At 69.1% G+C, this 14763-nt stretch carries 11 protein-coding genes and 1 pseudogene; 7 read left to right on the top strand and 5 right to left on the bottom strand.

All coding sequences use genetic code 11. From position 1 onward, the window contains the following. Positions 1-110: 110 nt before the first annotated feature. Entirely contained in the window at positions 111-1166 is a 1056-nt protein-coding gene (locus ABZ928_RS51280) for an ABC transporter substrate-binding protein (RefSeq protein WP_361536348.1), read from the top strand. A gap of 82 nt (positions 1167-1248) precedes the next feature. On the opposite strand, the gene ABZ928_RS51275 is transcribed toward ABZ928_RS51280, so the two are convergent. The 4 genes from ABZ928_RS51275 to ABZ928_RS51260 all read right to left on the bottom strand — a co-directional run bounded on the left by ABZ928_RS51275 (position 1249) and on the right by ABZ928_RS51260 (position 6028). Further along, positions 1249-1929: a response regulator gene (locus tag ABZ928_RS51275; protein WP_046257064.1), complete on the bottom strand. Its 681-nt coding sequence runs from the start codon at positions 1927-1929 to the stop codon at positions 1249-1251. Beyond that, complete coding sequence (locus tag ABZ928_RS51270; RefSeq protein ID WP_361536346.1) at positions 1926-3614, bottom strand: sensor histidine kinase; 1689 nt, start codon at positions 3612-3614, stop codon at positions 1926-1928. Before ABZ928_RS51270 ends, ABZ928_RS51275 begins: the two co-directional genes overlap by 4 nt. A gap of 158 nt (positions 3615-3772) precedes the next feature. Continuing rightward, entirely contained in the window at positions 3773-4717 is a 945-nt protein-coding gene (locus tag ABZ928_RS51265; RefSeq protein WP_361536344.1) for a sucrase ferredoxin, read from the bottom strand. A 57-nt stretch (positions 4718-4774) separates the two neighbouring features. Next, the gene (locus ABZ928_RS51260; protein ID WP_361536342.1) at positions 4775-6028 is read right to left on the bottom strand and encodes a citrate synthase; all 1254 of its coding nucleotides are present in this window, start codon (positions 6026-6028) and stop codon (positions 4775-4777) included. A 97-nt stretch (positions 6029-6125) separates the two neighbouring features. Here ABZ928_RS51260 and ABZ928_RS51255 point away from each other — a divergent pair. From ABZ928_RS51255 to ABZ928_RS51230, 6 genes and pseudogenes are all read left to right on the top strand, one after another. Beyond that, positions 6126-6248, top strand: a pseudogene (locus ABZ928_RS51255) (citrate synthase/methylcitrate synthase); the annotation flags it as partial. 514 nt (positions 6249-6762) lie between these two features. Beyond that, positions 6763-8166 carry a transcriptional regulator gene (locus ABZ928_RS51250; protein ID WP_361536340.1) on the top strand — a complete coding sequence of 468 codons (1404 nt, stop codon included), beginning with the start codon at positions 6763-6765 and terminating at the stop codon, positions 8164-8166. Beyond that, on the top strand, positions 8163-8732 hold the full coding sequence (locus tag ABZ928_RS51245) for a helix-turn-helix domain-containing protein (RefSeq protein ID WP_361536338.1): 570 nt from the start codon (positions 8163-8165) through the stop codon (positions 8730-8732). Before ABZ928_RS51250 ends, ABZ928_RS51245 begins: the two co-directional genes overlap by 4 nt. Before the next feature lie 178 nt (positions 8733-8910). Then, positions 8911-9624, top strand: coding sequence for a ParA family protein (locus ABZ928_RS51240; RefSeq protein WP_361536336.1), 714 nt, complete (start codon positions 8911-8913; stop codon positions 9622-9624). After that, positions 9621-10481 (top strand): hypothetical protein, encoded by an 861-nt coding sequence (locus ABZ928_RS51235; RefSeq protein WP_361536334.1) that lies wholly within the window; start codon positions 9621-9623, stop codon positions 10479-10481. The genes ABZ928_RS51240 and ABZ928_RS51235 overlap by 4 nt, the downstream gene beginning before the upstream one ends. A gap of 853 nt (positions 10482-11334) precedes the next feature. Then, a complete protein-coding gene (locus ABZ928_RS51230) occupies positions 11335-14271 on the top strand; it encodes a DEAD/DEAH box helicase family protein (RefSeq protein ID WP_361536332.1) in 2937 nt (978 codons plus the stop codon). A 55-nt stretch (positions 14272-14326) separates the two neighbouring features. On the opposite strand, the gene ABZ928_RS51225 is transcribed toward ABZ928_RS51230, so the two are convergent. After that, positions 14327-14683, bottom strand: a complete 357-nt coding sequence (locus ABZ928_RS51225; protein WP_361536330.1) for a helix-turn-helix transcriptional regulator — start codon at positions 14681-14683, stop codon at positions 14327-14329. Positions 14684-14763 lie beyond the last annotated feature (80 nt).

Here is a 14763-nt window from a genome sequence, read left to right as displayed (position 1 = left end):
CGAGTCCGGCCGGTTGACGTTCCGTTCGGACGGCTGACGTCGCGTTCGCCCGGTTGATGTCGAGTCCCGTCATCTCTCCCCACCCCGCTTTCACAAGGACGTGAACCCTCATGCGCAAGACCGCCAGACACCTCGCCCTGGCCGCCGCCGGCCTTCTCGCCCTCTCCTCGCTCACCGCCTGTGCCAATGACGCGGCCACCACCGCCTCCTCCGGCAGCAAGGGCGACGGCAAGGGGACGAAGGTCAAGATCATGGTCGGCGGCCTGGACAAGGTCATCTACCTGCCAGCGATGCTCACCCAGCGGCTCGGCTACTTCGACGCCGAGGGCCTCGACGTCGAGCTGCTGAGCGAACCCGCCGGTGTCCAGGCCGAGACCGCGCTCGTCTCCGGCCAGGTCCAGGGGGCCGTCGGCTTCTACGACCACACGCTCGACCTCCAGGTGAAGGGCAAGCACGTGGAGTCGGTCGTGCAGTTCTCGCACGCGCCCGGCGAGGTCGAGATCGTCTCGAACAAGGCTGCGGGCGACATCACCTCGCCCAAGGACTTCAAGGGGAAGAAGCTCGGCGTCACCGGCCTCGGCTCGTCGACCGACTTCCTCACCAAGTACCTCGCCGTCAAGAACGGTGTGAAGGTCAGCGAGTTCACACCGGTCGCCGTGGGCGCGGGACCCACCTTCATCTCCGCGCTGGAGAAGGGCGCCATCGACGGCGGCATGACCACCGACCCGACCGTCGCCACGATCCTGGACAAGAAGGCGGGCCACATCCTTCTCGACATGCGCACGCCCGAGGGGTCCCAGGAGGCGCTCGGCGGTCCGTATCCGTCGTCAAGTCTGTACATGCAGACGGACTGGGTGAATGCACACAAGGACACCGTCCAGAAGTTGGTCAACGCATTCGTCAAGACGCTCAAGTGGATGTCCACACACAGCGCGCACGAGATCGCGTCGAAGATGCCCGCCGACTACTCGCAGGGCAACAAGATCGTCTACGCCTCCGCCATCGAGAGCACCCTGCCGATGTTCACGGACGACGGCGTGATGCCCACGAACGGCCCCGAGACCGTCGAGAAGGTGCTCAAGGCGTTCAACCCCGCCGTCCAGAACGCCGACGTCGACCTGGACAAGACCTACACGACCGAGTTCGTGGAGAAGGCCACGGGCTGACGGCCCGGCTGACATCCCCGGCGCCGCCATCCGTATAGAGGGAGGGCACGGTTCCCTTCCCCCGCCCCCATGGGCCGTGCCCTCAGGCGCGGGTCGCCCACACGTAACGGTGTTCCGGGCGGCCCGCGTCGCCGTACTTGAGGGTGAGACGGGCCCGTCCCGTGCGCTCCAGGAGCTTCAGATAGCGTTGGGCGGTCTGCCGGCTCACCCCTGTCCGCTCGGCGATCTCCTGGGCCGACAGCGGGCCTTCGGCGTTCATCAGGGACTGCCGTACGAGCTCCGCGGTCGTGGGGGAGTGGCCCTTGGGCAGGTCGGGCTCCGACGGCGCGGACAGGGCGCCGAAGATGCGGTCCACCTCGGCCTGTTCGGCCTCGCCGCCGCCGTCGAGGGTGCGGCGCAGCTCGGCGTACGCCTCCAGCTTGGCGCGCAGGCCCGCGAAGGCGAACGGCTTGACCAGGTACTGGAGCGCGCCCTGCCGCATCGCCGCCTGCACGGTCGTGATGTCACGGGCCGCCGTCACCATGATCACGTCGGTCTGGTGGCCGCGCCGGCGCATCTCCTGGACGACCGACAGGCCCGTCTCGTCGGGCAGGTAGTGGTCCATGAGGACCAGGTCGAGCCGGGGCAGCAGCTCCACCTGGCGCAGCGCCTCCGCCGCGCTGTGCGCCTCGCCCGCCACATGGAAGCCCGGCACCTTCTCGACGTAGGCGGCGTTGACGCGCGCGACCCGGGTGTCGTCGTCCACGACCAGGACCTCGATCATGACGACTCCTCCTCGACGGCGTTCCTTGCAGTGTCCTCGCCGGCGGACGGCACGGTGAGCGCCGGTTGCAGATCCGGGCCGGTCAGGGCCTCGGGCAGGACGACGGTGAACTCCGCGCCCCCGCCGACGGCCTCGGTCACGGTCGCGCTGCCGCCCTGCCGCTCGGCCAGCCTGCGCACCAGGGAGAGCCCGATGCCGCGCTTGCCGTGCGCAGGCGGCTTCTTCGTGGACCATCCCTCGGTGAAGACGAGCTCACGGTGTTCCGCGGGGATCCCCGGCCCCGTGTCGCGCACTCTGAGGACGGCGGTACGTCCCTCCGCGCGCAACTCGACCTCCACGCGTGCGTGCGGTGTGCCCGCCACGGCGTCCAGCGCGTTGTCCACCAGGTTGCCGACGACCGTGACGATGCCCCTGGGGTCGATCAGCCGGTCCGGGAGCCGGGTCCGGTCCGAGATCCACAGCGCGACCGCGCGCTCCGCCGCCACGGTCGCCTTGCCGACCAGGAGGGCGGCGAGCAGGGGGTCCTCGATCTTCTCGGTGACCTGTTCCGCGGTGGCGCGATGGTCGCCGACGACCTCGCCGACGAAGTCCACGGCGTCGTCGTACATCTCCAGTTCGAGCAGCCCGAGGAGCGTGTGCATGCGGTTGGCGTGCTCGTGGTCCTGGGCGCGCAGGGCGTCGATCAGACCGCGCGTGGAGTCGAGCTCCCGGCCCAGCTGCTCCAGCTCGGTGCGGTCGCGCAGGGTGGCGACGGCGCCGCCGTCGTCGGTGGGCATGCGGTTGGCGATCAGGACGCGCTGGCCGCGGACGGTGAGCAGGTCGGTGCCGGTCACCCGGCCGGCCAGGACGTCGGCGGTACGGCCCTCGCCGAGCGCCTCGTCGAGGGAGCGGCCGACGGCCTCGTCGCCGATGCCGAGGAGGCGCCGCGCCTCGTCGTTTAGGAGGCGGATCCGGCCGCCGCGGTCCAGGGCGACGACGCCCTCCCTGATGCCGTGCAGCATCGCCTCGCGCTCCGCGAGCAGCGCCGAGATGTCGGAGAAGGCCAGGTCGCGGGTCTGTCGCTGGACCCGCCGGGAGATGAGCCAGGCGGCCAGCGCGCCGACGGCCAGGGCGCCGCCCGCGTAGGCGAGCAGTCCCGGGATCGCGTGGATCAGCCGGGCCCGGACGCTGTCGTACGCGATGCCGACCGAGACCGCGCCGATGATGTCCCCGTCGCTGTCGCGCAACGGCACCTTGCCGCGCGCCGAGCGGCCCAGGGTGCCCTCGTCGATCTCCATGACCTCCTCGCCGGCCAGCGCCCGCGCGGGGTCGGTGGAGACGATCCCGCCGATCTGCTTCGGGTCGGTGTGCGACCAGCGCACGCCCTTGGTGTTCATGATCACGACGTACTCGGCCTTGGTGGCCTTCCGGATCCGCTCCGCCTCCACCTGCACCGGCCCGGTCACCGACGGTGACGTGCTCTTCAGGTCGGCCGCGATCTGCGGCTGCTCGGCGGTGGTCTGCGCGATGGCGAGGGCCCGGCGCATCGCCTGGTCGTCCAGCTGGTTGCTCAGCGGCGCCAGGAACAGGCCGGTCGCGAGCACCGTGACTCCCGCGGCGATCGCGAGCTGCATGAGCAGCACCTGCGAGAACATCCGCCGCGGCAGGCCGAGGCGGAGGCGTCGGGCGGGGGGAGTGGGGCTCATACCCATGACGGTACGCGGACGGGTGCGGGCTGCCGAAGGGGTGTGGCATGGATCTCTTGATCAGCGGTATGGATCTGTTGATCAATGGATCTGGGTCTTACGGCCGTCAAGGCATGGACGCCCTCACACGCGCGTCGACGGGCGCCGCCGTCGGCTCTTCAGCTCGCCAGTGCCGCAGGCCGCGTCAGCTCGCGCACCGCCACCACGTCCATCCGCGCGGGCGAGCCCAGCACCGACGCCCCGCAGCTCTCCGCGCGCGGCGGCAGGGACCCGCCCTGGGCCACGACGACGTGCCAGCGGCGTCCGTCGGCGTGCGCGACGGTCACCTCCCAGCGCGGTGCCGCGCCGTCGGTCCGTACGACGCTCAGCGCGTCCGCCGCGTATTCGCCCGCCGCCGTGCGCACGGCCAGCTCCGCCGCCTGCCCGGGCCGCTCCCAGGCCGAGCTGCCCCTGCAGCCCTCCACGACGATCCGGGCGTCCCGGACGCTCCGCAGGATCTCCTTGACGGCGGGGGCCCCGACCCGGCCGTACGCGTAGCCGTAGGGGAGGACGAGCAGCGTCGGCGAGAAGCGATGTCCACCCAGATGGGTGACCTCCCAGACGCCCTCCGCCCCGGAGGCGGCGAGCTCCGCGGCGAGCGGGCGGCCCAGGAGCGCGCAGCAGCGGTCGCGCTTGCCGTTGGTGCAGACGAGCGCCAGCGGGTCGCCCGTGTGGGGCCGTCCGTCGAGCGCCGCGTCGAAGCTGTGGTGGTCGCCCGCGCCGAGCGCGGCGAAGTCGAGGGCGAGCAGCCGTTGCGGGTCGCCGACCTCGGCACTGCGCAGCCATACGTTCCCGGGGGCCGTGTGGGAGGCGTACACGCGGCGTACGAGCGGGGCGCCGCCGTCGGCGTGCCGACCGGGGCGGCGGATGAGCGCGATACGGACGCCCGTGCCCTTGGCCGCCCGTTCCAGGGCCCGGCCTAGCACGGGGTCCAGATGGCTCGAAGTGAGCGCATGCGCGCCCCACGGACCGGGCTGTTCCACGAGCAGCCAGGTCTTCGCGGTGGCCGCGGTCCCCGAAATGGGCTCGTCGAGGTCGCGGGAGACGGAGGAACACGTACTCACAGAGGTGAGCCTAACCTGACTTGCCTCGGGGCGACTTCCAGCCGTGCTCGTGTCCCGCTATGGCAGGGGTTGAGGGGGCTTGGAGCCCACGTAGAGACCGCTGGGCCGCATACGCAGCGGGCGTTCCGCGTACTCCTCCAGGGTGTGGGCGATCCAGCCCGCCGTCCGGGCGACGGCGAAGATCGTCTCGCCGGCCGTGGCGAGCATCCCGGAGGACGCGGTGAGCACGGCGAGCGCCAGGTCGGCGTTGGCGTGCAGCGGGGTGTGGCGGGCGGTCGTGGCCACCACGTCGCGCGCCGCGGCGAGGGCGGGAGCGGCGCGCGGGATCTCCTCCAGGAGGCCGAACAGGGCACGCGCGCGTGGGTCCTCGCCCGGGTAGAGCCGGTGGCCGAGCCCGGGAATGCGGCGCCCGGCCCGCAGTTCGTCGGCGATCACGGGTCCCGCGTCGCCCTGCTCCAGGACGTCGTGCAGCAGCCGGTGGGCGAGGCCGCTGGCAGCGCCGTGCAACGGGCCCTCGAGGACGCCCAGTCCGGCGGAGACGGCCGCGTAGGCGTGGGCGCGGGCCGAGGCGGCGACCCGCACCGCGAGGGTGGAGGCGGCCAGGTCGTGGTCGACGAGCAGCCCCAGGGCGGTGTCCAGGGCGCGCAGGGACGCCTCGTCGGGCTTGTGGCCGCTGAGCCGCGCCCACAGGCGCTCGGCCAGTGAGCCCCCGTCGCGGTGGTCCCTGCGCACCGGCGGCAGGGCGGCGACGAGGGTGGGGATGAGGATGCGCGCGGTGCCGAGCACGGCCTCCTCGGACAGGTCGAAGCGCAGCGGGTCCGCGGTCGCGGCGGCGATCGCCGCGACCCGCAACCGGTCGGTGGGCGCGGTGTGTTCGGGCAGCGCGTCGACCGCGCGCCGGGCGACGGCGACGGAGGTGTCAGGCGCCGTGAACGTCGTGCCGGGGCGCATTCGCCCGGTCCACAGCCACTCGGCGATCTCCTCGTAGGAGTGGCGCGCGGCCAGCTCGGTCGCGTCGACGCCCCGGAAGTAGTACCGGTCGGTGTCGATGAGCGTGATGCGCGTCCGTACGGACAGCTCGCCGCCGGAGCCCGGACTCCCGCCGCTCTCCCGCCTGTTGCGCCGCGCGAGCGCCTGCACCTCCTTGACGTCGAAGGTGCTGCCGCGGCCGCCGGGTACACGTCGGCTGCCGAGCTGACCGCGGCTCACATAGGCGTACACGGTCTCGGGCTTCACGCCGAGCAGTTCGGCGGCCTCTTTGGTGCTCAGCCGCCGGTCTTCGTGGTCGGGGGCGGTTTCGTGATCGCGCATGGGGTCACCGTATCCGCGTTGAGTGAGCATTGATTCAATCAATATTGACAGCAATCGAGTCAATCATGGACAGTCGAATCAAGTCCAGGGAGGAAACATGTCCGTCAACAGGACCACCGCCACCCTTGTCGACGTGCCGCGAGGACTCGCGGGCGTCGTCGTCACCGACACCGAGATCGGTGACGTCAGGGGGCTGGAGGGCTTCTACCACTACCGCCAGTAAATCTGCCGCACCCTTTCTGACCTGGGCTTATGAGGGTCAAAGCGGCTGTGACCTGCTAGGACGGGTTGCAGAGGCGATCGGAGGCAGTCAGAGGAAAACGCTCTGATTCGACCCCGGTACGACCCGGGTCGCTCAGAGGCAGTCAGAGGGCAAACTCTCTGCAACCTGCTTCTGGGAGACCCGCGTTGGCCGGATGGATCAGAAGCGGGGACCTCGACGGCTCTCCGCTTTTGCCTTGGTCGAGTTGCGGTGGGGACGCCTGCCTCCAGAGCGGGGCCAGGCATACGAATGCCTCCAGGACGGCAATCCTGGAGGCATCGCTGGCACCGATCGGAGGTCGGTTCCGGGCATCACCCGTGGTTTTAGCGGGCCTGGGTGGCGCCCTTGCTCTTTGCGAGACGACCTCACCGTGGCACACCACAGTCATCAGGCAGAACCACAGCGGCAGATCCCTCACCCGTTCGGCCGACTGGGCCTTCACCACCTTCGTCCGGCTGCGGCCGAACTCGTCTTGCTCGGGGATCTCACCGGCCGGTACGCGACGGGCAGTTACAGCAGGCTCGGCTCCGACGGCCGCACCGTAGCCCTACGCCAGGACCGGCAGGGCGCGGCCGAGCACGGACACCGCGTCACAGCGGCGATCGCCTGCCACGTCGCCCGGGCCGGCGGCACCGACGACGAGCTGACCCGGCTGCTGCTGCACCCCGACCACGAGGGTGGCCGGCACGCCCGGCACATCGCCCTGCGCTCGGGGCAGGCACGCGCCCTGGACTACATCCGGCGGGTGTGGGCGAGCGCGACGGCTGTGGTCGCCAGCACACGAGTGCTGGATTCACGTCACCACGTCTACGAGGCCCTGGCAGCCCTGCGGGACCGCATCGAGACCACGTCCTGGCGCGGTGAGCGGGGACGGACCGCGCTGCGGGTGCTGCGGGCGCATCTGAACTTCGCCGAGATTGCCGGTGGCCCGCTGCATCACGCCAGCGAGCGGCAGACCGCGGAGGAAGCGGGGATCTCGCGGACGACGCTGCGCGTGGTCTACGAGACCGTTCTCAAGCCTGGGGGCTGGCTGCGGCGGCTGCGGGTCGGGCATGGCCGGGAGGGCTCCACCTGGTACCTCGACCACGGGAGCACCGGCGGCCGTCGTGCCTGCGGTTCGCTGTCTCGTTTCTGGACCACTCAGTACCCCCCCGACCTGGCACTTGAGGAGTGGACCAGCCCTGAGACGGGCCTGACGGCCGACATCGACTCCACCGTCATCGCCCGTCTGATGGGCCACGACGCCTTCGCCCACCGCGGCCTCGGCAGCTCCGCCCTCATGGTCATCGGGGCGCTGCACGTACGGCCTGCTCAGACGGTCAGCGATCTTGTCGGTACGGCCTCCGTGTCCCGCGCCACTGCCTACCGGACCCTGCGGCGCCTGGCCGACCACGGTCTCGTGCACCACGAGGGCGAGACCTGGACTCTCACTCCCCGCGCCGTGGAGGGCTTCGGCGACAGCTCTCAGGACGCCGCCACGGAACCGGGGACACGGCCGGCTGAGGGCTGGGACGCCATTGCCCAGTGCTACGGCACATCGGGCATCGCGGTCCGGCGCAGGACTCTGCATGCGGTCCAGCGGGCGGCATACCAGGAGGCGCTGGACCGGTTCGCGGAGCACCGCAGCAAGGCCGTTGTGATCGTCCGCGACGGGCGCCAGGTCCTGGTCCCGGCACCGCGGCCCGATGAGATCCCGTCCGCGTGGCAGACCCCGGGCGGGAGCGTCCTCGACCCGGTCACCGGTCGGCCTGCCGCCGACTGGCGCCTGGCCACCGACGGCCGACTAATCCTCATCACCCCTGCTGACCAGCGCAGTTACGACGAGCTGGCCGCCGCCCATGCCGAAGCTCTCAGGGAATGGAACTCCGCCGCGTGACTCCACAACCTCCACCCGCCGAGGCCGAGAGCGCATCGATCACTCCTCAACGCCTGCGTGAACAGTACGAGTTGGGCGCCACGGTCGCCGAACTCGTCGCCACGAGCGGGCTGTCGTACGGCACGGTCCTCAACCGGCTGCACGAGGCCGGGACCGTGATGCGTACCTCGTGGCAGACCCGCAGGCTGCGCGACGGGCAAGCCCGCCGCAACCTCGCGGCCCGTCTGCGCCGCCTCTACGACGAACAGGGCGCCACCCTCACGGAGTTGGCCGTCGCAGGGTCCGTGACTCGACGTGCCGCTAAACGGCTGCTGATCGAGGCCGGGGGCACGCCGCGGACCACCCAGCAGACACTGCGCATCCGCTCCGCTGCCAATACCGCACGGCGCATGAAGCTCGCGGAGTCCTTGCGGGCGCGGTACGAGGCCGGCGCCACCGTGCCGGACCTCGCCGAGGAGTGCAGCTACTCCGTCGGCACCGTCTACCGGCTCCTACACCAAGCGGGCACCCGCATGCGGCCCAAGCACAACCACGGCCCGGCCCGCGCCCCCAGGAAACGGTCATGAGCGCCCCCGTACGGGTCCCCGGCCGGGCCCGGCAGGGGACGGGACCGATGACAGGCCATCCCGAATACAGCGCTGCTCGGGGTCCTCCTTCGCCCGCGCTCAGCAGCCACCGAACGTCGGTCTGCTCGCCGACGCCTGCACGTCAACGCACCTTTCCGATTCAGGAGATCAAGCACTCGTGAGTGAGAACACCCGTACCAAGACCCTGGCCGCGGCCACAGAGAGCGTCTGGGACGCCTTCGTCATCGTGGTCGGCATGCTCAAGGGCGGCACCGGCAAGACCACCTCTGCCTGGTTCATCGCCCTCTACTACGCCGTCGTCCTCGACCTGCCGACGCTGCTGCTGGACGCGGACGCGACCAGCCAGTCCGCCTACGACTGGTTCAAGGTCGCCCAGGCCGCCGGCTTCGAAATCCCGGCCAACCTGGTCGTCGAGCGGTACCCGTTCGATGACATCGCCGAGTACATCCGGGCCAAGCGTGCCGAGTTCGGCGCGATCGTGGTCGACGCCGGCGGCGGCAGCGCCCGCATCTTCCACGAGGCTGTCACCGAGGCGAACCTGCTGCTCGTACCGGTCGCCCCCACCAAGATCGAGCGCCGCAAGCTCGTGGCCACCTTCGACGAAGCTGAGCGCGCCGCCGCCCGCAACGAGCACGACGTCACCGCCCATGTGGTCATGGTCAAGGCCGACGACCGCACCAGCCTGCCCAGCCGGGCCAAGGAGCAGCTGCTGGAGCCCGCCGAGGGCGAGGGCATCGGACCGGACCGCGACGAGCCGTTCCCGCTCGCCGAGACCACCATCCACTCCTGGGTGCACTACATGGAGGCCTTCGGCGAGATCCCGACCGAACTGAGCGAGTACGCCAACCTGGTGAAGGAACTCACCGCATGAGCGAGAAGAACGAGAGGCCGAAGCCGCCAGCCCGCCGCACCGGCGGGCGTGCCCTGGGCGGAGCTAAGAAGACGACCCCGCCGCCCCCGCCGCCGACCGCCGAGCTCACGCCAGAGCAATTCGCCGCCGAACAGGGCGAAGACCGTCCTGCTACGGGTGAGTTCGACGCCCAGCCCTCTTCCTCGGCTCCTGCGGAGACTGTGACGCAGGGAGACCCGAGCGAGATGGTTTCCGTGGGTCCGCTGCCCGAGGCCCCGCCGACCGCCGACGTCGCACCGAGCGGTCCCGGTCAGGCTGCGGTTGCGCATCTGGCTAGTCCGGCCGCGGTAGATACCGTGGTGCAGTCGGTTCCCTCGGGTCATTTGTCGCAGGGGCACGAGCAGGTCGTGGCCCGGGCTGCCGAGTTCGCGGTACCTCCGGCTCAGGCCAGGCCACTGGTTGAGCCGGTTCCGCAGGCAGGCCCGTCCTACGCCGGACCCGCGACCGCTGGGGTGTCGCCAACCGCTGAGGTCGCCGTGCGGCCGGTTGTTTCTCCGGTCCTGGGCGGTACGGCCTTTCCGTTGAGGAGCGATGTTCCGGGGCCGCACCAGGAGCAGAACACGCGGGTGGAGGCAACTCCGAGCGGGGGAACCCCGTGGGCTCAGGGGCCCGGCCGGCCCAAGGACATTCCCGAGACGGCCGCCGTTCTCAACCAGCGCATCATCACGCGCGAGAGCCTCGATTCCTCGGTTCCTGCCGCGCTGAAGCTGAAGAAGCGCATCAAGCGCTTCGCCCTGGACAACGAACTCGATCATTTGCCCATCGGCGACATCGTCTCTGTCGCGTTGGACGAGTGGCTCACCGCCCGCGGGTTCTGAACGCAACTTCATTGCACGGGCGGCCGCTTCCGTAGGGGTGCGGCCGCCCCTGCCGACTATTCCCATAGCCCGTTAGGCGGCTAGCTAGTCGCCTAGCCGGACCGACCGGAGAAGCCCTCGTGCCTGACTCCTCCCCCTACGTCCGCCGACTACGTGAAATTGCTGACGCTCTCGACTCGGAGCTCCAGCCAACAGACGACTTCCTTACACCGCACCCGGACACGCTGGACGTGATCCGTAACCGGCACACAAAACGCGGACAGCTCAACTACGCCGTCCCCGACCCTCTTCAACTCCAACGGCGCATCCGCCGCTGCAACGCCGACACGGACATTCCCCACGGCGACATCGTCGCCATGGCTCTCGACATCTGGCTCCGCGCCAAGGGTTACCCTCCACCAGCCCTGTCCCTGGGTGAGGCGGAAGCGCCATAACCCGGCTGTCCGGGGCGAGTGCGTCGGCTCCGGGCAGATCGGCCCAACGGGGTGCGGTAGCGGGCTGCCGGGTGTATATCGGGTTAATCCCTACTGGCGAGTCTCAAGGGGCTCGACGGTCGGGTGAGGGCACTGGGGCTACTGCGCTGCCAGTCCAGGCTGGTGAAGGAACAGGAGCTCTTATGCACGTCGCAACCAGCAAGGTGTGGGCCCAGCGGATTGCGTTCGCCCGCAATGAGATCCGCCAGTTGCTCGTGCCGTCCGGGAAGTTGGAGGTGGTAGAGGGAGCCAACGGAGTGGAGGTTGCCAGTGTTCACGGCAGATGGCCTGCGGTACGGGCCGGAAGTGGGGAACCTGAGCAGCTGACAGCTGTGATACCCACCGTCAGGACAAACGGGCGTGTGGGGTGGGCCGGTGACATGGTGCTTCGCTCGCCGCAGACAGTGCTGGCCTCGTTCGTTGACGGTATCGGGTTCCGAGACCACACCGAACCTCACGCGCTGCGACGTCCGCAGATAGGTGCCCTGCATTCGGTTATCGGCTACTGGGCCTCAGGTGTGACCACTCCGGGAATCGTGGTGATGCCCACCGGAACGGGCAAGACGGAGACGATGCTGGCACTGCTGGTGGCCGCCCGGCCTGAGCGGTTGCTGGTGCTTGTACCGACCGCCGCGCTCCGTGATCAGATCGCGGCGAAGTTCGAGTCGCTCGGCATCCTGCACGCACACCAGATCGTCACCCCGGGCGTGATGCGGCCTGTGGTGGGGAAACTCCAGCACGGCTTCCATGACTCTGCCGATGCGGCGGCATTCGCCGCCGCCTGCAACGTGGTGGTCACCACACCCCAAGCACTCCAGGCCTGCGAGCCGGAGCCTCGCGATGTGCTGCTGGCCGCATTCAGCCATCTAGTGGTCGACGAGGCCCATCACGCACCGGCGCCTAGCTGGTCGCGCGTGGTCGACGCATTCGCCGACCGGCGTGTCCTGCTGTTCACCGCCACTCCGTTCAGGGAGGACGGGCGCCCCGTACCCGGCCGGACGATCTTTCGGTTTCCGCTACGAGAGGCCCAACGGGATGGGTACTTCACCTCCATCAACTACCGGGCTGTGCTCAGCCTGGAGGACACGGACCGTGAGCTCGCCCAGCTGGCGGTAACGCAGCTACGCGCTGACCTGGCCGCTGAATTGGATCACATTGTGATGGCGCGGGCGAAAACCATCGCCCGGGCCAAAGAGCTCGGCGAGCTCTACCGAGGTCTCGCGCCGGATCTGAAGCCCACCGTTCTGCACGAGAAGGTGGCGGCCAGAGCGCGACGGGCAGCGTTGGCATCCCTGGAAGATCGGTCATGCCGGATTGTGGTCTGCGTAGACATGCTTGGTGAAGGCTTCGACCTGCCGGCGTTGAAGATCGCCGCGCTGCACGATGTGAAGAAGAGTCTCAGCCCGATGATCCAGTTCATTGGGCGATTCACCCGCTCCACTTCCGCGAATTCCGCGATCGGGACAGCCTCTGTGTTCGTGGCCCGCGATCCGTCGGTGGTTCTTTCGCCCCTGCGTGAACTCCTGCGCGAGGACGCTGACTGGGACACGATCCTGCACGACATCACCGAGCGTGCCACAGCCAGCGTGGAGGAAATCAGCGACTTCGAGGCGTCCTTCACCGATGTTCCCGAGGAGGTGTCGGTCACGGTGCTGGAACCCAAGATGAGCGCTATCGCGCACCGAGTTCCGGGGCGTAGCTGGACTCCCGAACGGGCCTTGGAGGTCTACGGTGAAGGACGGGTCCTGGACAGCACCATCGCGGTCAACACCACCTCCACCGTGGCCTGGTTCGTCGTGGAGAATCGCAGCGGCGTCCGTTGGGGCGCCCCGCAAGCCCTGGAGCAGGTCACCTACGAGCTGATCGTCATGTACTTCAGCCGCACCCAAGGCCTGCTCTACATCCATGGCTCGAACAACACGGGTGACTACCGGGAACTCGCCCAGGCCGTCCTGGGTGTGGACTCCCGGCCGGTTGCCGGTATGCCGACCTTCCGGGTGCTGGGCCACATGGAGCGCCTAATCCCCACCAATGTGGGCCTGCTGGATTCGCGGGATCACTTCAACCGGTTCTCCATGCACGTGGGAAGCGACGTATACGAGGCGCTGACCACCGCAGACCGGCAGGGCAAGAGCCAGACCCACATCGCCGCCTCCGGATTCCGCAACGGCGAGAGGACCACTATCAGCGCGGCACTGTCCGGGCGGTTCTGGTCGATGCAAACCGCCCCCAACCTCAAGGCATGGACCGACTGGTGTGACGAGCAAGGCGCCAAGATCACCGACGCCAGCATCGACTTGGCCAGCGTCATGGAAGGGTTCATTTTCCCCGAAGATCTCACCGAGCGGCCCGATGGCGTACTCATCGCTGCCGAATGGCCCTGGCAGCTATTTACCGGCAACGGGCCCGGCCCACAGATCTCCTATGCCGGCACCACATACCCCGCCGTCGATGTCGCCCTGGAAGTCGCAGACCACACCCCCACAGGGCCCTTCCGGATCCGCCTGGCGACTCCCGCCTGGAAGATCGGCTACACCGCCGACTTCACCGTCAACGGCCTGACCTACACCCCCGACGAGGGCGACGGACATGTCCGCTCGGGAATCCATGAGTACGCGCTACAGGAATGGATCAACCGGAACAAGCCCACCCTGTTCCTGGCAGGCGACAAGATGATCACTGCGGAGGACAGGCTGCTCGCCCCACGCAAGGATCTCGACCCCTTCGACCGCAGGCGCCTGACCATCCTCGACTGGACCGGGGTGAACATCCGGAAGGAGTCCCAGTCCCCCACCCGTGACCCTGACTCCATTCAGGCCTACGTCTCCGCCCACCTGCAACAGGCAGACGCATTCGACGTCCTCATCGACGACGACCGCGCCTACGAAGCGGCAGACCTGGTCGGATTGAAGATCCAGGGGGACGAACTCGTCGTCACCCTGGTGCACTGCAAGTACTCCTCCGAGCCGACCCCCGGAGGCCGCTTGGACGATCTGTATGAGCTGTGCGGCCAAGCCGTTCGGGGCGCGAAGTGGAGACAGGACCACCTGCGCCCGCTCCTGAATCACCTGGACCGGCGTACCCGAAGCTTCCGGGCTCGCACCGGAGTATCACCCTTCGAAGTCGGCAGTATCGAGGAGTTGTACCGGATCCGCGAACTTGCCCCCCAGCTGCGGCCACGCATCCGCACAGTGCTCGCGCAGCCCGGGTTGTCGGCGGCGGCGTGCACGGAGGAGCACCTGCGCCTGCTGGCAGGCGCCGAGACCTACGTCCACGCTCTCACCCGGGGCGCCTTCGTCGTGTACTGCAGCTCCTGACCGGGCAAGGCCAGGAAGGCTCGCGCCTCAGTGGCTTTCCTCCACCCGCGGCACGCTACTGCGGGGCACGTTTAGCAGCGTGACCTTCTCCCAGATGATTGATGAGCTCGCCGGGTGCGACATCAAGTGCCACCGCGATGTCCACGAGAGTCAGAACGCTGGGATTGCGCTGCCCATGCTCAATGTAGATGAGACCGCGAAAGCTCAGCCCGCTGTGTTCTGCGAGCTCCTCCAGGCTGTAACCACGTTCCTCTCTGTGGCGGCGGATCTGCATACCCAGCGACAGGAGTCGCGGGTCGGGCGACGGTTCACGATCTGGCACACAGCGACACCACCGGTGCGCCAACCAGAAGGCCATGAACAGATGTGCATAATCGGGCCGGGTGCAGGAAATGCTGATGCTGTACAGCAAGCAGGCCACACCCCGAGGCGCTCACTGTCCGGACTCGGCGACGTCTCGGCGCCGCTGTCAAGTTGACTCAGCGGGAGTGG

Origin of the sequence: Streptomyces sp. NPDC046909 (assembly GCF_040644695.1) — a bacterium.
Lineage (GTDB): Bacteria > Actinomycetota > Actinomycetes > Streptomycetales > Streptomycetaceae > Streptomyces.
The sequence above is the reverse complement of the archived record's forward strand: the minus strand, read 5'-3'. Positions and strand labels throughout refer to the sequence as shown.